The sequence below is a fragment of the Streptomyces sp. IBSBF 3136 genome (assembly GCF_036815105.1).
In the GTDB taxonomy this organism is placed as follows: Bacteria; Actinomycetota; Actinomycetes; order Streptomycetales; family Streptomycetaceae; genus Streptomyces.
This window is the reverse complement of sequence record NZ_JAJSZC010000055.1, coordinates 1-18504: the sequence shown is the minus strand read 5'-3', so window position 1 is coordinate 18504 and position 18504 is coordinate 1. Positions and strand designations below refer to the sequence as shown.

Below are 18504 nucleotides of genomic sequence, written 5' to 3'. Positions count from 1 at the left end.
CGCGGTGCGTCGTGTCCGGTTGCGAACCCCGCGCGGGCCGGGTTTCAGGGGCGGGGACCGGTTGTCGGTGCGGCGCCCTAGACTCGTAGAGCGATGAGCAGCCTCTTTGACGACAGCTTCCTGGCGGACCTCCAGGCCCCTCGTGGGCACGAGGAGGAACACCCGCCGCCGCCCGAGGACGATCACGCGCCGGAGCCCGTTCCGGACGATCTGTTCGGCGGGAAGTTCGACGTGCCGCCGGACCGTGACGCCCACTACCGTGACGGCGCCCCCCGCCCCGCGCTCGACGCGGCCGCGCTCCTCGACGGGCTGAACGAGAACCAGCGCGCGGCCGTCGTCCACGCCGGCTCACCGCTGCTCATCGTCGCCGGCGCCGGCTCGGGCAAGACCCGGGTGCTCACCCACCGCATCGCCCACCTGCTCGCCGAGCGGCAGGTGCACCCCGGCCAGATCCTCGCGATCACCTTCACCAACAAGGCCGCGGGCGAGATGAAGGAGCGCGTGGAGCAGCTCGTCGGCCCGCGCGCGAACGCGATGTGGGTCATGACCTTCCACAGCGCGTGCGTGCGGATCCTGCGCCGCGAGTCGAAGAGGCTCGGCTTCACCTCGTCCTTCTCGATCTACGACGCCGCCGACAGCAAGCGCCTGATGGCCCTGGTCTGCCGGGACCTCGACCTCGACCCCAAGCGCTTCCCGCCCAAGTCCTTCAGCGCCAAGATCAGCAACCTCAAGAACGAGCTGATCGACGAGGAGGACTTCGCCGCCCAGGCCACCGACGGCTTCGAGAAGACCCTCGCCCAGGCGTACGCGCTCTACCAGTCGCGGCTGCGCGAGGCCAACGCGCTCGACTTCGACGACCTGATCATGACGACGGTCAACCTGCTGCGCGCCTTCCCGGACGTCGCCGAGCACTACCGCCGCCGCTTCCGGCACGTCCTGGTCGACGAGTACCAGGACACCAACCACGCCCAGTACGCGCTGGTGCGCGAACTCGTCGGGACCGCGGAGCACCCGGTGGACGTCCCGCCGAGCGAGGCCGACCTGCCGCCCGCCGAACTCTGCGTGGTCGGTGACGCGGACCAGTCGATCTACGCCTTCCGCGGCGCGACCATCCGCAACATCCTCCAGTTCGAGGAGGACTACCCGGACGCCACGACGATCCTGCTGGAGCAGAACTACCGCTCCACCCAGACGATCCTCTCCGCGGCCAACGCGGTCATCGAGCGCAACGAGTCCCGCCGTCCCAAGAACCTGTGGACCAACGCCGGCCAGGGCGCGCGGATCACCGGCTACGTGGCGGACACCGAGCACGACGAGGCCCAGTTCGTCGCCGACGAGATAGACCGCCTCACGGACGCGGGCGAGGCCAAGGCCGGGGACGTCGCCGTCTTCTACCGCACCAACGCCCAGTCCCGTGTCTTCGAAGAGGTCTTCATCCGCGTCGGCCTGCCCTACAAGGTCGTCGGCGGCGTCCGCTTCTACGAGCGCAAGGAGGTCCGGGACGTCCTGGCCTACCTGCGCGTCCTCGCCAACCCCGAGGACTCCGTGCCGCTGCGCCGTATCCTCAACGTCCCCAAGCGGGGCATCGGCGACCGCGCGGAGGCGATGGTCGACGCCCTCGCCCAGCGCGAGAAGATCAGCTTCCCGCAGGCGCTGAAGCGGGTGGACGAGGCGTACGGCATGGCGGCGCGCTCCACCAACGCGGTCAAGCGGTTCAACACGCTGATGGAGGACCTGCGTACCGTCGTGGAGTCCGGCGCCGGCCCCGCGACCGTCCTGGAGGCGGTGCTGGAACGCACCGGCTACCTGGCCGAGTTGCAGTCCTCCACCGACCCGCAGGACGAGACCCGCATCGAGAACCTCCAGGAACTCGCCGCCGTGGCCCTGGAGTTCGAGCAGGAGCGCGGCGAGGGCGAGACCGGTACGCTCGCCGACTTCCTGGAGCAGGTCGCCCTGGTCGCCGACTCCGACCAGATCCCGGACGAGGAGGACGGCGCCGGCGTCATCACCCTGATGACCCTGCACACGGCCAAGGGACTAGAGTTCCCGGTCGTCTTCCTGACCGGCATGGAGGACGGCGTCTTCCCGCACATGCGCGCCCTCGGCCAGACCAAGGAGCTGGAGGAGGAGCGGCGCCTGGCCTACGTCGGCATCACGCGCGCCCGTGAGCGGCTCTACCTCACGCGCTCGGCTATGCGCAGCGCCTGGGGACAGCCCTCGTACAACCCGCCCTCCCGCTTCCTGGAGGAGATCCCGACCGCCCACCTGGAGTGGAAGCGGACGGGCGCTCCCGCGCCGCGGTCCGCCGCGCCGGTCTCCGGCATCGCGGCCTCGCTCTCCTCGACCCGCTCGCGCTCCTCGGCGGCGGGCGCGTCCGGGTTCGCCACCCGGCGGGCCTCCGAGAAGCCGGTGGTGTCCCTCGCCGTCGGGGACCGGGTCACCCACGACCAGTTCGGGCTCGGCACGGTCGTCGCGGTCTCGGGCGTGGAGGACAAGGCCCAGGCGACGATCGACTTCGGGGACGGCAAGCCGAAGCGGCTGCTGCTGCGGTACGCGCCGGTGGAGAGGCTGTAGAAGACCTGAGCCCCGCCGGACCGGCGGGGCTCGATGATCAGCTCGGTGTCAGGCCGGATCAGGCCGGATCAGGTCGGGTCCAGACCGTGGCTGCGCAGCCACGGCAGGGGGTCTATGGCCGCCCCGCCCGCGGGCCGGACCTCGAAGTGCAGGTGCGGGCCGGTGGAGTTGCCCGAGTTCCCCGAGAACGCGATCGGCTGGCCGGCCTTGACGCTCGTGCCGGAGGCGACGCGGTAACTGGAGAGGTGGCAGTACCAGGTCTCCGTGCCGTCCTTCGCCGTCACGATCATCATGTTTCCGTAGGCGCTGTTCCACTTCGTGGAGACGACACCGTCGACGGCGGACATGACGGTGGTGCCGTACGAGACCGGGAAGTCGATGCCCGTGTGCACGGACATCCAGTTCACACCCGCCTGGCCGAAGTAGGCACTGAGCCCCCGCTGCGCGACCGGCAGCGCGAACTTGGGGCGCAGCCGCTCCTTGAGCGCGGCCTCCGCGGCCGCCTTCTTCTGCTGCAGTTCCTGCTGCGCCTTGAGGTCGATCCGGTCCTGCGTACGGCTGGCCCGGTCGGCGAAGTCGTCGGCTCCGGCGGAGAGCGTGCGGAGCTGGGCGTCCAGCTTGCTGTTGGCGACGGACGGCTTCACCGCCTGCGCGTCCGGGGCGGAGGCGGTGGTGTCCTTGCCGCCGCCGTCGTTCAGACCGCCGACGGAGGCGGCCGCGATCCCGGCCACGCCCATCACGCAGGCAGAGGGCACGGCGATGGTCAGCAGCGCGGAGCGCTTGGGGGGCGTACGGCGCCGGGAACGCGCCGCGCTGCGTGAGCCCGGGCGGGGCGCCGGGGCCGCAGTCGTCTCCTCCTGGTCGTCGAGCAGGTCCGGCACGACGGGCAGTTCGCCCGTGGAGCCCCGCTCGTCGTCCTCGGCGACCGTGTCGCCCGGCTCGCCGTGGTGGCCCGTGTCGCCGTAGGCGGCGTCCTCGTAAGGCACATGGTCGAAGGCAGCGGTCGCCTGCGCGTCGCCGACCTGCTCGAACGTGGCCGTGGCCTGCTGGTCGAACGGTTCGGCGAGCTGCTCGTGCGGTACGGCCGCGCCGTCGGAGTTCCACTGCGTGGCGTCGTAGGCGCCCGTGTCGAACGCCTGGGCGTTCCAGTCCCACTGCTGGGTGGGATCGGCGACGGCGGACTGGCCGGCGTGGCCCGGCTGTTCGGCCTGCGTCCAGGCGCTCGCGTCCCACTGGCCGCTGACGTCGTGCCCGGTGGCCTGGGCGGGAACCGTCCAGGCGGTGCTGTCGTACGTGCCCGAGTCGTAGGTGGTGTGGTGCTGTGCCACGTAGGGGTCGTACCCCGGGGTGTGACCGGTGCCGGTGCCCCACTGGGTGGCGGCGTGGGCGTGCTGTTCACCGCCCGGGAGGCTGCCGAAGAGCGGGTCGCCGGCGAAGGTCGCGGTGCCGGTGGAACCGGCGGTGAAACCGGTGGCGTCGTAGCCGCCGTACGTGGTGAGGTCGTCGTAGCGGGTTTCCTGGGTCCCGTACGGCGCGTAGTGCGTGGCGGAGGCGTCGGAAGCCGGGGCCGGGGTGGTCGTACTCCCCGACGGGTGACGGTCGTTCACCAACTTCTCTTTCGCCTCGACAACAGGGGCTGCCAGAGCAGTGCGGCGACTGTACCCGGCGGTATGCGGGCGCGACAATCTTCGGCCGGTTTCGCGTTGGCCGGAAACGGGCAATCGCCCGTGTTTCGGGGGACGGCGGACGCGAGTTTGGCTTTGTGTTCGAAATGTGTTCGATGGCAGGTGACAGTGAGTCACCTGTGCGTCGGCTGTGCCGCCCCCGGCGGGGGCCCGCGAATCACCCGTTCGCCCGTCCGGACGCCCGGTGCGGGCCGCTCCCAGGCCCCCGTCAGGCCACCGTCAGGCCGCCCGTGATCGTCTCGGCCGCGTGCGCCTCTTCGAGGGCCTCTCGTATCCCGGCCGCGACGGCGGGGTGCACCGGCAGGGCCAGGTGCCCGATCCCGGTCACCCGCACGTTCAGCGCGTCCAGGTCGGGATGGTCGACGCAGGCCGCCTCCAGCGGGTCCATCACGGAGTCCAGGTCGCTCCAGAAGCTGACGAACCGGGTGCGGCAGCCGGGCGCGGGCCGGGACAGCTCCTCGATCACCTCGGAGCCCGGACGCATCTGCCGCACGATCGGGTGCGCGCTGGCCAGTGGCACGGCCCGGGTGCCGGAGTGCGGGGTGCCCAGCGTGACCAGCGTGCGCACCCTCAGGTCACCACCCAGGCACTGTACGTAATAGCGCGCGATCAGCCCGCCGAGGCTGTGGCCGACGATGTCCACGCGCTCACTGCCCGTGCGCTCGCAGATCTCCTCGACGTGCCGGCCCAGCAGTTCGGCGGCGGTCCGGATGTCACACGTCAGCGGGGAGTAGTTCAGCGACTCGACGCGCTGCCTGCCGTTGCGGACCAGGCTGCGGCGCAGCAGGACGAAGACGGAGCGGTTGTCGATGAAACCGTGCAGCAGCACCACCGGCGGGCCGGGGCGGCCGGGCAGCCGGGTGGTGCCCTCCCCGGCGGGCAGGACGGCGCAGCGGCGCTCCTGGACCAGGCCGGTCGGGTACAGCAGCAGGTGGCCGGCGAGGATCGCGGCCTCCAGTGCGGTCGCCTTGAACAGCGTCATGGAAAGGTCGACCAGTCTGCCGGGCCACAGGCGCCGGTAGAACGGGAGGAAGAGCGGAAGTACCCCGGTGACCTTCATTGGCCGACCTCCTGTCGGCACCCGGGGGGCGGCTCGGTCCCCCGTGTGCCCTCATGTCCCACCGTGTGATTTCCCCCTCTGTCCGCACCGTAAAACCGCCGGTTGCGGGATGCTGGAGATAACGTTCGTTCACTTGCCGACGGGTGGCGGAACGTGCCAGATATGCGGTACTTGTCGGTACGAGCGGAAGCGGTCGCTTCCGTGGTCGCTTGATGGAGGCAGTGATGGGTGTGGCAGCCGGTCCGATCCGCGTGGTGGTGGCGAAGCCGGGGCTCGACGGCCACGATCGCGGGGCCAAGGTCATCGCACGGGCGCTGCGCGACGGCGGTATGGAGGTCATCTACACCGGCCTGCACCAGACGCCGGAGCAGATCGTCGACACCGCCATCCAGGAGGACGCCGACGCGATCGGCCTGTCCATCCTCTCCGGCGCCCACAACACCCTCTTCGCCGCCGTCATCGACCTCCTCAAGGAGCGCGACGCCGCGGACATCCTCGTCTTCGGCGGCGGCATCATCCCGGAGGAGGACATCCCGCCGCTGAAGGAGAAGGGCGTCGCGGCGATCTTCACCCCCGGGGCGACCACCACCGAGATCGTGGAGTGGGTGCGGGGCAACGCCCGGCAGCCCGCCTAGGCGCGGCACCTCCGGTCCGACGGAGCCCACCGAGACCACCGTGACCACGCCGACGGCAGAGGTGGCCGAGCCGGCCCTGGCGGCCGGTGTCACCTCGGCGCGCCCGGCCGCAGTTCCGCGGCCATCGCCGCCCGTAGCCGCAGCGTGGCCATGAGCCGCTGGAACGCCTCCGCCCAGTAGCCCCCGGCCCCCGGCGACGCGTCCTCCCGCTCGTCGGGCACCGCGAGAAGACCCTCCAGGCGGGCGGCCTCCGCCGGGTCCAGACAGCGCTCGGCCAGTCCCATCACTCCGCTGAAGCTCCAGGGGTAACTGCCCGCGTCCCGGGCGATGTCCAGGGCGTCCACCACGGACCGGCCGAGTGGGGCGGCCCACGGCACCGCGCACACCCCGAGCAGCTGGAACGCCTCCGACAGGCCGTGCGTCGCGATGAAGCCGGCCACCCACGCGGCTCGTTCCCCCGGCTCCAGCGCCCCCAGCAGCTTCGCCCGCTCCGCCAGCGACACCGCCCCCGGCCCGCCCGCCTCCGGGGCCGACGGCGCGCCGAGCAGCGCCCTCGACCACGCGGTGTCGCGCTGGCGCACCGCCGCCCGGCACCAGGCCGCGTGCAGCTCCGCCTGCCAGTCGTCCGCCACCGGCAGCGACACGATCTGCTCCGGGGTACGTCCGCCGAGCCGGCCCGCCCAGATGCCGAGCGGTGCCGCCTCCACCAGCTGACCCAGCCACCACGACCGTTCTCCTCTGCCCGTGGGTGGTCTTGCCGCCACACCGTCACGCTCCATGCCCGGATCGCACTCGGGTGGCGCCTCCACGACGACCATCGGCGAGTTCCCCGTCCGGTCCACGGCCACACATGCCGCGGCCCGGACCGCCATCCGCGCGGCGAGCGCCGAGCCCGGCACCGCGGACAGCAGCTCCGCCGCCGTCGCCCTGACATTGCGGCTGCGGTCTCCGAGCGCCTGTTCGAGGAACGGCTCGTCCTCCAGGGACAGGCCCGTGCGCAGCGAGTCGAGGAACATCAGCCGGTCCTCGGCCCGCTCCGTCGCCCAGGTCGACGCCAGCAGTTCCCGGGCCGGCGCGGGCGTACGGGCGCGCAGCGCGGCCAGCAGCGCGACCCGCTCGGCGAACAGGCCCTCCTCCCACAGCCGCCGTACCGCGTCGCCGTCCGCCGGGTCCGGCAGGGTCGCACCGCCGCCCGGCGCCGAGCGCAGGGCGAAACGCCAGTCCGGGTTCAGCCGGGCCAGCCACAGCGCCCGCGGTCCGGCGAACGCCAGCGCCGCGGGCCGCAGGTCCGTACGGCCCCGGGCGGCGTCCAGCAGCGCGGGCAGCGCCTGCGGAGGCGCCGCGTACCCGTGGGCGTTGGCCGCGGCGAGCCACTGCGGGAGCAACTCGATGAGGTCCGGGGAGCTGCCGCGCCGGCCGCCGCCACCCCCGGAGCGGTCGGCCAGCAGGGTCGCGAGCCTGCGCGCCGCGGCCGCGGGCAGTGCGGGGCGGGGGTCGAGCGGAGCGGGTTCGGGGCGGGGCGCGGCCCGCCCGGGCCGCAGCCCGGCCCGCCGCCGCACGGTGGCCACGGCGGCGGCGTCCAGCAGCGCCACCGGGGCCTGTCCGCCGGGCACCGCTGCCGGGGGACGCCGGTCGGTGCCGAGGAGGGCCGTGGTGACGAGGTCCTCCCAAGGGCTCGCGGGTGCCGGGACGTCCCCGGCGGCCGAGGTCCCGTTCATGCCGCCTCCTTCCTCCATGCCGCCTCCTTCTTCATGCCGTCGCTCTCCTGGTGCCACGCGTTGTGAGGGACGCAGCCGCCCTCCGCGTCCCCGTGCGCCAGGACCGGAGCCGTCAGCACAGCGTCACCGGCTCGCCCGGCCCCTCCGGCCAGGCCGTCAGCGGGGTGAAGCCGCGGTGGCCGCACTCACCGAAGACCTTGACGGGGGCGCCGCCCGAGAGGGCGACCAGACGCCACAGACCCGGTCGGGAGGGGGCGGCGGCGACGATCGGGAGCGCCGAGTCCGCCTCCGCGTCGGCCAGTTGCCAGGACCCGGGCTCCGGTCCCGGTGCCGGGACGACGTGGTCCAGGGTGACCGGGACCGAGTCCAGCCAGGGGTCCGCGCACAGCGCCTCGCCGTAGCGGGCCGCGGCCTCGGCCGTGGTCACACCCGGCGGGCGCAGGGCGGCCGGTGCGGGCGGCGCGTACCGCTCGCCCAGCGCCGCCCGTGCCTGTCCGGCTCCCGGGAACCCGGCCAGGTCGGCCTCCACCGCCAGGCCGACCGGCAGCGACAGCTCCGGGGCCCGGCCCGCCGCGCCGTAGGACAGGAGCAGCCGGGTGTGGCCCGACTCGGCGCCGTGCAGCCAGATCCGGCGCGTCGTCAGCTTCGGGTCCACCGTGTCGTACTGGGCGAGGACCAGCCAGCGGTCGCGCACTGGTGGGCCGTCCGCCGATGCGGGCAGACCGAGCCGGGAGCGGACGGTGGCCGCGAGGTCGTCCGGCAGCCGGTCGCGGCGCAGCCAGCCCCGGTCCAGGAGGTGCAGCAGGGCGCACTCCTCCAGCAGCCGGGCCGGCCAGCCGGGTCCGGAGCCGGGTATCGCCCCCAACTCCCGCACCCGGGCGGCCAGTCCCGGTGCCTGTGCGTCGACCATGCGGGCCGCCGTCTCGTCCCACAGGCCGTACCCCGCCTGCTCGGCCGAGGCCAGGCCACCGCGCAGCAGGTCGGACAGGCGCTGCTCCAGCTCGGTCGCGCCCGCCGTGACCCGCTCGGCCCGGCGCTCCGCCCGCCGCCGAGCCGCCTCCGGATCAGCCGACCCGGTGCCGGAACTCCCCTCAGCCTCCGCCCGTTTGCTCTCCGCGCGCCCGCGTCTGCCCGACAGCCACTGCTCGGCCCACTCCGGCGGCTCGGCCACCGCGGCGAACGCGCCCCCCGGCTCCGCCCACAACAGCAGCAGTCCCAGCGCGTGCTTGCACGGGAACTTCCGGCTCGGACAACTGCACTTGTAGGCGGGCCCGCCCGAGCCCGCGAGGTCCACCACCGTCTGGTACGGCTTGCTGCCACTGCCCTTGCACAGCCCCCACACCGTCCCCTCTCCGCTGCCGGCCTCGGACCACGGCCCGGCCGTGCCCAGCTTGCTCCCCGCCTTGCGTGACGCGGCGTCAGGCGCCAGTGCCAGCACCTGCTCAGCGGTCCAGCGCACCCCCTGCTCAGTCATGCCACCGACGGTAGGTCCCGCCACTGACAATCGGCCCTGCCGGCACGTTTGCGCAGGTCAGGGCGATTGTCAGTGGCGTGGTGCACGGTGGATGCCAGATGACCACCGGCCGAGCTGGAGGGGGCCTCAGCCATGACTGTGTCCATGGAATCCGTGGAACCGAACTCCGTCGAGACGAGCGGGAGCACGGCCGCGCAGGCACTGCGCCCGCACGCCGAGCACGCCTTCGCGGCCGAACTCGCCGCACTGGCCGCCCAGGACGACCGCCCGCGCCCGGCCCGCTGGAGACTGTCGCCGTGGGCGGTGGCGACCTACCTGCTCGGCGGCACCCTGCCGGACGGCACCGTGATCACCCCCAAGTACGTGGGGCCGCGCCGCATCGTCGAGGTCGCCGTCACCACCCTCGCCACCGACCGCGCCCTGCTCCTGCTCGGCGTGCCCGGCACGGCCAAGACCTGGGTGTCGGAACACCTGGCGGCCGCCGTCAGCGGCGACTCGACCCTGCTGGTCCAGGGCACCGCGGGTACCCCGGAGGAGGCGATCAGGTACGGCTGGAACTACGCGCGGCTGCTCGCGCACGGGCCCAGCCGCGACGCCCTGGTGCCCAGCCCCGTCATGCGGGCCATGTCGGAGGGCATGACGGCCCGGGTGGAGGAGCTGACCCGCATCCCCGCCGACGTGCAGGACACCCTGATCACCATCCTGTCCGAGAAGACCCTGCCCATCCCGGAGCTGGGCCAGGAGGTGCAGGCGGTCCGCGGGTTCAACCTCATCGCCACCGCCAACGACCGCGACCGCGGCGTCAACGACCTCTCCAGCGCGCTGCGCCGCCGCTTCAACACCGTGGTGCTGCCGCTGCCGGAGAGCCCCGACGCCGAGGTCGACATCGTCACCCGGCGCGTCGAGCAGATCGGCCGGTCGCTGGACCTGCCGGCCGTGCCGGAGGGCATCGACGAGATCCGCCGGGTGGTGACCGTCTTCCGCGAGCTGCGCGACGGCACGACCGCCGACGGCCGTACCAAGCTGAAGTCGCCGAGCGGCACCCTGTCCACCGCCGAGGCGATCTCCGTCGTCACCAACGGCCTCGCGCTCGCGGCCCACTTCGGCGACGGCGTGCTGCGCCCGGCGGACGTCGCCGCCGGCATCCTCGGCGCGGTGGTCCGGGACCCGGCGGCCGACCGCGTGATCTGGCAGGAGTACCTGGAGACCGTCGTGCGCGAGCGCGACGGCTGGAAGGACTTCTACCGGGCCTGCCGCGAGGTGAGCCGATGAGCGACGACTCCGCCTGGGGCAGGGCGTACGCCCGCGGGCCGCTGCTGCTCGGCGTGCGGCACCACGGGCCCGGCTCCGCGCGCGCCGTACGGGCCGCCCTGGAAGCCGCCCGCCCCGACGTGGTGCTGATCGAGGGGCCGCCCGAGGCCGACCCGCTGATCCCGCTGGCCGCCGAGCCGGAGATGCGGCCCCCGGTGGCGCTGCTCGCCCACGCGGTGGACGAGCCCGGACGCTCCGCCTTCTGGCCCCTGGCCGAGTTCAGCCCCGAGTGGGTGGCGATCCGCTGGGCCCTCGAACAGGGCGTCCCGGCCCGCTTCGTCGACCTGCCCGCCACCCACTCCCTGGCCTGGGACACCGGGACGGACGCACCGCACGGCACCGACGCCGGTGACGACACAGGCGCCGAAGCCGGGGCCCAGGAGGAGGCCGACCCTGCGGAGGGGGCCGGCCGTGAGGAGGAGCGCGGCCCCGGGGAGGCCGACCCCGAGCGGGACCTGCGCCTCGACCCGCTCGCCGTGCTCGCCGAGACCGCCGGGCACGACGACCCCGAGCGCTGGTGGGAGGACGTCGTCGAGCACCGCGGCCCGGGACGCCGGGACCCTTTCGCACCGTTCACCGCGCTGGAGGAGGCCATGACCGCACTGCGGGAGCGGTACGGCGCCGCCGGCCGGCCCCGCGATCTGGTGCGCGAGGCCCACATGCGGCTCAAGGTGCGCGCCGCCCGCAAGGAGTTCGGGGACGCGGTGGCCGTGGTGTGCGGAGCCTGGCACGTGCCCGCGCTGCGCGAGAAGGCCACCGTCGCCGCGGACCGGGCGCTGCTGAAGGGCCTGCCCAAGGTCAGGGCCGACCTGACCTGGGTGCCGTGGACCCACCGCAGGCTGGCCCGGTCGAGCGGGTACGGCGCCGGGATCGACTCGCCGGGATGGTACGGGCATCTGTTCCGGGCGCCGGACCGGCCGGTCGAGAGATGGCTGACCCGGGTGGCGGGGCTGCTGCGCGAGGAGGACCGCATCGTCTCCTCCGCGCATGTCATCGAGGCGGTGCGGCTCGCGGAGACCCTGGCCGCCATGCGCGGCCGGCCCCTGCCCGGGCTGAGCGAGACCACCGAAGCGGTGCGGGCGGTGATGTGCGACGGCTCGGACGTCCCGCTGGCGCTGGTGCACGACCGGCTGGTGGTCGGTGACGTGCTGGGGGAGGTGCCGCAGTCGGCGCCGGCGGTGCCGTTGCAGCGCGACCTGGCCCGCGAGCAGCGCCGGCTGAGGCTGCGGCCGGAAGCGCTGGAGCGCGAATTGGAACTCGACCTGCGGGGGGAGACCGACGCCGGCCGCAGCAGACTGCTGCACCGGCTGCGGTTGCTCGGAGTCGGCTGGGGCGAGCCGGCCCGGTCGCGGGGGAGCACCGGCACGTTCCGCGAGACCTGGCGGCTGCGCTGGGAACCGGAACTGTCGGTGCGGGTCGCCGAGGCGGGCGTATGGGGCACGACGGTGCTCGCGGCGGCCACGGCGCGGGCCGAGGCTGACGCGACGGCCGCCCGGGCCCTCGCCGACGTCACCGCGCTCGCCGAGCTCTGCCTGCTCGCCGGGCTGCCGGACGCGCTGCCCGTGGTGATGCGGGTGCTCGCCGACCGGGCCGCCCTGGACACGGACGTCGGCCACCTGGCCCAGGCGCTGCCCGCCCTGGTCCGCTCCCTGCGCTACGGCGATGTGCGCGGCACCGACACCGGTGCCCTGGCCGGTGTCGCGGCGGGCCTGGCCGAGCGGATCTTCGTCGGCCTCCCGCCCGCCTGCGCCGCCTTGGACGCGGACGCGGCGGAGGAGATGCGCGGCCATGTCGACGCCGTGCACGGTGCGGTGGGCCTCCTGGCCGAGACGCCGACCGGTGCGCCGGGCACCGGACACGCCGACCTGCGCGCCCGCTGGCGCTCCGTGCTGCGCACGCTGGCCCTGCGGGACACCGTGCCCGGGGTGGTCAGGGGCCGGGCCGTACGGCTGCTGCTGGACGACGGCGCACTGGAGTCGGAGGAGGCGGCCCGGCTGATGGGCCTGGTGCTGTCGCCCGGGACACCGCCCGTCGACGCGGCCGCGTGGATCGAGGGCTTCGTCGGCGGCGGGGGCGGCATGCTGCTGGTCCACGACGACCGGCTGCTCACGCTGGTCGACGCCTGGCTGACGGGGGTGCCGGCCGAGGCGTTCACGGACGTGCTCCCCCTGCTGCGGCGCACGTTCTCGGCGTACGAGCCCGCCGTGCGCAGAACCCTCGGCGAACTGGTGCGGCGCGGCCCGGACGGGCCCGCCGTCCCGGCCACCCGGGCGGGCGGCACCCCGGGCTTCGCCGCCGAACCGGACAGCGGGCGGGCGGACGCCGTACTGCCGGTCCTGCGGCTGCTCCTCGGCCCGGACCCGGAACACGAGGGGACGCGGGGGATGACCGAAGCCGGAAGTCTTGTGGAGGTGGGCGGATGACGACCGGAGCGACGATGCCGGACACCGGGGCGGGCGCGGCCGACGTTGACGCGGCGCGGGAGCGGCTGCGCCGCTGGCGGCTGGTGCTCGGCGGCGACCAGTCCGACGGCACCGGATGCGCGCTGTCGGCCCGTGACGCGGCGATGGACGGCACACTCGCCGCGCTCTACGGCAAGGGCGACAAGCCGCAGCCGAGCCGGGACCGCGCGGCGGGCCTGGGCGCCTCGGCGCCGTCCGTGGCGCGCTGGCTGGGAGACATCCGCACCTACTTCCCCTCCTCCGTCGTCCAGGTCATGCAGCGCGACGCCATCGACCGGCTCGGCCTCGCCTCGCTGCTGCTGGAGCCGGAGATGCTGGAGGCGGTGGAGGCCGACGTGCACCTGGTGGGCACGCTGCTCTCGCTGAACAAGGCGATGCCGGAGACGACGAAGGAGACGGCGCGGGCGGTGGTGCGCAAGGTGGTCGAGGACCTGGAGAAGCGGCTGGCCGGCCGCACCCGGGCCACCCTCACCGGCGCCCTGGACCGCAGCGCGCGCATCAGCCGGCCCCGCCACCACGACATCGACTGGAACCGCACCGTCGCGGCCAACCTGAAGCACTACCTGCCCGAGTACCGCACCATCGTGCCGGAACGGCTCATCGGGTACGGGCGGGCCGCCCGGTCGGTGAAGAAGGAGGTCGTCCTCTGCATCGACCAGTCCGGGTCGATGGCGGCGTCCGTGGTCTACGCGTCCGTGTTCGGTGCGGTGCTCGCCTCCATGCGGTCGATCAGCACCCGGCTGGTCGTGTTCGACACGGCCGTGGTGGACCTCACCGACCAGCTCGACGACCCGGTCGACGTCCTCTTCGGCACCCAGCTCGGCGGCGGTACGGACATCAACCGGGCCCTCGCCTACTGCCAGTCGCAGATCACCCGTCCCGCCGAGACGGTGGTCGTGCTGATCAGCGACCTGTACGAGGGGGGCATACGCGACGAGATGCTGAAGCGGGTCGCGGCGATGAAGGCGTCCGGAGTGCAGTTCGTCGCCCTGCTCGCGCTGTCGGACGAGGGCGCGCCCGCCTACGACCGTGAGCACGCGGCGGCGCTCGGGGCGCTCGGCGCGCCGGCGTTCGCCTGCACTCCCGACCTGTTCCCGGAGGTGATGGCGGCGGCGATCGAGAAGCGTCCCCTGCCGATACCGGACACCGCGTGACGCCGGGCGGGAAAAGGGACATGACTACCCATCGGTAACACAGGGCTTGCGCTACCTCGGGCGCAGCGTGCGAGGATCGACGCCGCCTCGCCGTGCCGATCTGAGGAAGCCCTCGCCTCTTGACCCTGCCAGCCGCTCCGTTCGGTACCGCTGTGCGCGTGCTGCGTACGGCGGCGGGTCGTCGCGCGCTGCAACTGGTCCTGTTCGTCGGCGGGTTGTTCGTGCTCGGCTTCCTCTGCGGGGAGCAGGCCCACGCGGCCGAGGGGGCGCCGGTGCTGCCGGTGACTGCCCTCCGGCCGGTGGTGCACGTGCCGCTGGACGCGGGAAGCGGTGCGGTCACCGGGCGGGTCACCATCCCCGTGCGGGACGTGGTGCGGACGGCCTCCCGGGCCCTGGAGGAGACGCGGGCCGGGGTGCCGGCCCTGCGGGCCCTGCCCACCGACCCCACGGTGCCCCTGCCGACCACACCTCTGCCGACGCTCCCGCCCCTCCGGCCGCTGCCGACCCTGCCGACCATGCCGACGACACGGCTGCCGACGTTGCCGCAGCTGCCGCCACCGCCGGCCACGCCCGTGCCGGCTCCCCGTCCGCCGACCGCGCCGCTGCCGAGGCTTCCCGAGGGCTCCGGGCCTCCGGCGCAGCCGCTGCCGACGCCGGCCGGTCCCGAATCCCGGCCGCACCGGAACGGCGGCACGGCCCAGGCGGGCGGCCCGGACCACCGGGTGCGCACCGCGGCCCGTACCGCCCTGGGCGCGCGTCCGTCGGCCACCGCCTACGGGCCCCCCGTGGCGCGCGTCACCGCCCGCGCCGCCGAGGCGCCCGCACGCGCAGCCGCCCACCGTGCCGTCACCCCCGCCGCGCCGCCCGCCGGGGCACCGGTGCCGCCCCGCCCCACCGGCGACCCGGACGGCGTCCTGGGCAAACAGGCGGCCGACGCCCCCGCACCCCGTCACAGCGGTGACCGCTGCGCCGTCGCGCCCGGCGGCCGGGCGCCCCTGCGGCTCCTGCCCGCCGGCACGCTCGCCCGCACCGAGGTGCCACGGACCCGGGAACGGCACCGGGACATCCCGGTCTTCCCCGGTTAGCTCACCGGCCCGGGGCCGGGCCGGCCTCCTGCCCCCGCGGCTGTCGTGCGGGCGGTGGTGCGGCCGGGCGTCCCACCCGACGGAGCCGGGCGGATCGCCGGTCGTGGGGTTCCGCCGCTCCATGGCCATGCGCACCACACGGCTCACCCGCACGGCGTGCGGTGCGTGCGGCAGGGCATCAGCTACCTGGGCTGACGCCCCCATGAACTCCGCGGGGCCGTCGGCACCCGGACGGCCGAACGCCGTCGGACCGTCCGGCCGGCCCCCCGCGAGAAGGGGCGGGTGGTCCCCATTGGGGTGGGGACCGACCGCTCAGGGCCCCTCCGGGGCCCGTCCAGGGGCCTCACCGGGTCAACCCCAGCCCGGTGAGGCCTCGCACTTCCCCGCGATGTCGGCACGGCGTGTCAGGAAACTAGGCATCATGTGACAGGTATCACCGCTCAGGTGTGACCCTCGATTTAGGGCGCCCCCGCAAGCGGCGATAACCTGCGAGACGGACATGCCGCGCGCTCGGACACCGTGTGCGCTCCCCTAGTGACAAGCGGACGTCACGTTGCCCTTCGCGGCACGCCCACGCATCCAACGAACCGCGAGATCACTGATAGGGACGGAAGCGCGTGGACCTGTTCGAGTACCAGGCGAGGGACCTCTTCGCCAAGCACGATGTACCGGTGCTGGCCGGTGAAGTCATCGACACGCCTGAGGCGGCGCGCGCGATCACCGAGCGGCTCGGCGGCAAGTCCGTCGTCAAGGCGCAGGTGAAGGTCGGTGGCCGCGGCAAGGCCGGTGGCGTCAAGCTGGCCGCCTCCGCGGACGAGGCCGTCGCCCGTGCGACGGACATCCTCGGCATGGACATCAAGGGCCACACGGTCCACAAGGTCATGATTGCCGAGACCGCCCCGGAGATCGTCGAGGAGTACTACGTCTCCTACCTCCTCGACCGTGCCAACCGCACGTTCCTCTCCATCGCCTCCGTCGAGGGCGGCATGGAGATCGAGGAGGTGGCGGCCACCCGTCCGGAGGCCGTCGCCAAGACCCCGATCGACCCGATCGACGGTGTGGACGAGGCCAAGGCCCGCGAGATCGTCGAGGCCGCCAAGTTCCCGGCCGAGGTCGCGGACAAGGTCGTGAACGTCCTCGTCAAGCTGTGGGACACCTTCATCAAGTCGGACGCCCTCCTCGTCGAGGTCAACCCGCTCGCGAAGGTCGCCTCCGGTGAGGTCCTCGCCCTCGACGGCAAGGTGTCGCTCGACGAGAACGCCGAGTTCCGCCACCCCGAGTACGCGGAGCTCCACGACAAGGACGCCGCCAACCCGCTCGAGGCGGCCGCCAAGGAGAAGAACCTCAACTACGTCAAGCTCGACGGTGAGGTCGGCATCATCGGCAACGGCGCCGGTCTCGTCATGAGCACCCTGGACGTCGTCGCCTACGCCGGTGAGAACCACGGCGGCGTCAAGCCCGCCAACTTCCTTGACATCGGCGGTGGCGCTTCCGCCCAGGTCATGGCGAACGGCCTGGAGATCATCCTGGGCGACCCGGACGTCAAGTCCGTCTTCGTGAACGTCTTCGGTGGCATCACCGCCTGTGACGAGGTCGCCAACGGCATCGTCCAGGCGCTGAAGCTCCTGGAGGACCGCGGCGAGAACGTCTCCAAGCCGCTCGTCGTCCGCCTCGACGGCAACAACGCCGAGCTGGGCCGGCAGATCCTCACCGACGCCAACCACCCGCTGGTGCAGCGCGTCGACACCATGGACGGCGCGGCCGACAAGGCCGCCGAGCTGGCCCACGCCGCCAAGTAAGCACTCAGGACGAGGACACAACACACCATGGCTATCTGGCTCAACAAGGACAGCAAGGTCATCGTCCAGGGCATGACCGGCGCCACCGGCATGAAGCACACCAAGCTCATGCTCGGTGACGGCACCCAGGTCGTGGGCGGCGTGAACCCGCGCAAGGCGGGTCAGACCGTGGACTTCGACGGCACCGAGGTACCCGTCTTCGGTACCGTCAAGGAGGCCATCGAGAAGACCGGCGCCAACGTCTCCGTCATCTTCGTGCCGGAGAAGTTCACCAAGGACGCGGTCGTCGAGGCCATCGACGCCGAGATCCCGCTGGCCGTCGTGATCACCGAGGGCATCGCCGTGCACGACACGGCCGCCTTCTGGGCGTACGCCGGCAAGAAGGGCAACAAGACCCGCATCATCGGCCCGAACTGCCCCGGCATCATCACCCCGGGCCAGTCGAACGTCGGCATCATCCCGGGCGACATCACGAAGCCGGGCCGCATCGGCCTGGTCTCGAAGTCCGGCACGCTGACGTACCAGATGATGTACGAGCTGCGTGACATCGGCTTCTCGACCGCCGTCGGCATCGGTGGCGACCCGATCATCGGCACCACGCACATCGACGCCCTGGCCGCGTTCCAGGACGACCCGGAGACCGAGCTCATCGTGATGATCGGTGAGATCGGTGGCGACGCCGAGGAGCGCGCGGCCGCGTTCATCAAGGAGAACGTGACCAAGCCGGTCGTCGGCTACGTCGCGGGCTTCACCGCGCCCGAGGGCAAGACGATGGGCCACGCCGGTGCCATCGTCTCCGGTTCGTCCGGCACCGCCCAGGCCAAGAAGGAGGCCCTCGAGGCCGCCGGTGTCAAGGTCGGCAAGACCCCGACCGAGACCGCGAAGCTGGCCCGGGAGATCCTGAGCGCCTGAGTTCGCCGAACGCCGGCAGGCCCGCCCCGTTGACGGGGCGGGCCTGCCGGCGTTCTCGTGCCCGCGGGCGGTCGTGGGCGCCGCGGGCCGGGTCAGTGGGCGGCCGGGGCGAGGCGGTCCGGGCCGTTGTCCTGCGCGCGCAGGAGCTTCGCGCGGAGCGCCAGCCGCTCGGGGGAAAGCGGGCCCATGGCCGGGGGAGGCGGCACGCCCTGCACGGCCTGGGCCGGGGCGATGGGCGGTTCGTAGTGGGTGGGCGCCGAGCGCAGGGTCAGCGCCGTCGCGCCGATGATGGTGACCGTGAAGGCGATCGCCGCCCGGGTCCAGAACACGTTCCGGCGCTCGCCGCAGGTGCGCACGGTGGTGGGCCCGGTCGCGAGCAGCCGCTCCGAGGAGGCCAGTTCGGCCAGGCGCCGGTGCAGCACGCCAGGGTCGGCCAGGGCCGGGATCTGCTCGGCGACCACCTCACGGGCCCGGGTCAGCCGGCCGGCGGCGGCCGGGGTGCTCGCCTCCGTCTCCGCCGCCGTCTCCGGCAGGTCGAGGCCGACGCCGTCGTACAGGACGAGCGTGCGCCGGTAGGAGGGCGGGAGCCGCAGCAGGGCGGTCAGCAGGGCACGGTCGGCCGGGTCGGCGGGCGG

General features: G+C 73.5%; 13 protein-coding genes. 8 read left to right on the top strand and 5 right to left on the bottom strand.

The annotated features are described in order from the left end of the window. Nucleotides 1–93 precede the first annotated feature (93 nt). Nucleotides 94–2574, top strand: coding sequence for a DNA helicase PcrA (gene pcrA, locus V7E45_RS14660; RefSeq protein WP_333774581.1), 2481 nt, complete (start codon nucleotides 94–96; stop codon nucleotides 2572–2574). Nucleotides 2575–2642: 68 nt separating this feature from the next. On the opposite strand, the gene V7E45_RS14655 is transcribed toward pcrA, so the two are convergent. Continuing rightward, the gene (locus V7E45_RS14655) at nucleotides 2643–4181 is read right to left on the bottom strand and encodes a M23 family metallopeptidase (protein WP_333774580.1); all 1539 of its coding nucleotides are present in this window, start codon (nucleotides 4179–4181) and stop codon (nucleotides 2643–2645) included. 286 nt (nucleotides 4182–4467) lie between these two features. Next, a complete protein-coding gene (locus V7E45_RS14650) occupies nucleotides 4468–5319 on the bottom strand; it encodes an esterase/lipase family protein (RefSeq protein ID WP_333774579.1) in 852 nt (283 codons plus the stop codon). A gap of 224 nt (nucleotides 5320–5543) precedes the next feature. Between V7E45_RS14650 and V7E45_RS14645 the strand changes: the two genes are divergently transcribed. Next, nucleotides 5544–5954, top strand: a complete 411-nt coding sequence (locus V7E45_RS14645) for a cobalamin B12-binding domain-containing protein (protein ID WP_317444951.1) — start codon at nucleotides 5544–5546, stop codon at nucleotides 5952–5954. A gap of 89 nt (nucleotides 5955–6043) precedes the next feature. Here the strand turns inward: V7E45_RS14645 and V7E45_RS14640 are convergent, their stop codons facing one another. Together V7E45_RS14640 and V7E45_RS14635 are read right to left on the bottom strand one after the other, a co-directional pair. After that, on the bottom strand, nucleotides 6044–7672 hold the full coding sequence (locus V7E45_RS14640; protein ID WP_333774599.1) for a DUF5691 domain-containing protein: 1629 nt from the start codon (nucleotides 7670–7672) through the stop codon (nucleotides 6044–6046). A 112-nt stretch (nucleotides 7673–7784) separates the two neighbouring features. Next, nucleotides 7785–9146: an SWIM zinc finger family protein gene (locus tag V7E45_RS14635; RefSeq protein ID WP_333774578.1), complete on the bottom strand. Its 1362-nt coding sequence runs from the start codon at nucleotides 9144–9146 to the stop codon at nucleotides 7785–7787. A gap of 144 nt (nucleotides 9147–9290) precedes the next feature. Between V7E45_RS14635 and V7E45_RS14630 the strand changes: the two genes are divergently transcribed. The 6 genes from V7E45_RS14630 to sucD all read left to right on the top strand — a co-directional run bounded on the left by V7E45_RS14630 (nucleotide 9291) and on the right by sucD (nucleotide 17869). Further along, a complete protein-coding gene (locus V7E45_RS14630; RefSeq protein ID WP_443056043.1) occupies nucleotides 9291–10418 on the top strand; it encodes an ATP-binding protein in 1128 nt (375 codons plus the stop codon). Next, complete coding sequence (locus V7E45_RS14625) at nucleotides 10415–12880, top strand: DUF5682 family protein (protein ID WP_333774576.1); 2466 nt, start codon at nucleotides 10415–10417, stop codon at nucleotides 12878–12880. Before V7E45_RS14630 ends, V7E45_RS14625 begins: the two co-directional genes overlap by 4 nt. Beyond that, nucleotides 12877–14073: a VWA domain-containing protein gene (locus tag V7E45_RS14620; protein ID WP_443056042.1), complete on the top strand. Its 1197-nt coding sequence runs from the start codon at nucleotides 12877–12879 to the stop codon at nucleotides 14071–14073. The genes V7E45_RS14625 and V7E45_RS14620 overlap by 4 nt, the downstream gene beginning before the upstream one ends. A 158-nt stretch (nucleotides 14074–14231) precedes the next feature. Then, entirely contained in the window at nucleotides 14232–15158 is a 927-nt protein-coding gene (locus V7E45_RS14615; RefSeq protein WP_333774575.1) for a hypothetical protein, read from the top strand. Nucleotides 15159–15775: 617 nt separating this feature from the next. Further along, on the top strand, nucleotides 15776–16957 hold the full coding sequence (gene sucC, locus V7E45_RS14610) for an ADP-forming succinate--CoA ligase subunit beta (RefSeq protein ID WP_333774574.1): 1182 nt from the start codon (nucleotides 15776–15778) through the stop codon (nucleotides 16955–16957). Between the two features lie 27 nt (nucleotides 16958–16984). Beyond that, nucleotides 16985–17869: a succinate--CoA ligase subunit alpha gene (gene sucD / locus V7E45_RS14605; protein ID WP_319151909.1), complete on the top strand. Its 885-nt coding sequence runs from the start codon at nucleotides 16985–16987 to the stop codon at nucleotides 17867–17869. Nucleotides 17870–17961: 92 nt separating this feature from the next. Here the strand turns inward: sucD and V7E45_RS14600 are convergent. Further along, nucleotides 17962–18504 (bottom strand): sigma factor-like helix-turn-helix DNA-binding protein (locus V7E45_RS14600; protein WP_333774573.1); only part of this gene is annotated, 543 nt, incomplete at its 5' end.

Bases quoted from the DNA above. Each gene is read 5' to 3' on its own strand.
- V7E45_RS14625 (WP_333774576.1), top strand. From the start codon at position 10,415: ATGAGCGACGACTCCGCCTGGGGCAGGGCGTACGCCCGCGGGCCGCTG.
- sucD (WP_319151909.1), top strand. From the start codon at position 16,985: ATGGCTATCTGGCTCAACAAGGACAGCAAGGTCATCGTCCAGGGCATG.
- V7E45_RS14640 (WP_333774599.1), bottom strand. From the start codon at position 7,672: ATGAACGGGACCTCGGCCGCCGGGGACGTCCCGGCACCCGCGAGCCCT.
- V7E45_RS14630 (WP_443056043.1), top strand. From the start codon at position 9,291: ATGGAATCCGTGGAACCGAACTCCGTCGAGACGAGCGGGAGCACGGCC.
- V7E45_RS14620 (WP_443056042.1), top strand. From the start codon at position 12,877: ATGACGACCGGAGCGACGATGCCGGACACCGGGGCGGGCGCGGCCGAC.
- V7E45_RS14650 (WP_333774579.1), bottom strand. From the start codon at position 5,319: ATGAAGGTCACCGGGGTACTTCCGCTCTTCCTCCCGTTCTACCGGCGC.
- pcrA (WP_333774581.1), top strand. From the start codon at position 94: ATGAGCAGCCTCTTTGACGACAGCTTCCTGGCGGACCTCCAGGCCCCT.
- V7E45_RS14635 (WP_333774578.1), bottom strand. From the start codon at position 9,146: ATGACTGAGCAGGGGGTGCGCTGGACCGCTGAGCAGGTGCTGGCACTG.
- V7E45_RS14645 (WP_317444951.1), top strand. From the start codon at position 5,544: ATGGGTGTGGCAGCCGGTCCGATCCGCGTGGTGGTGGCGAAGCCGGGG.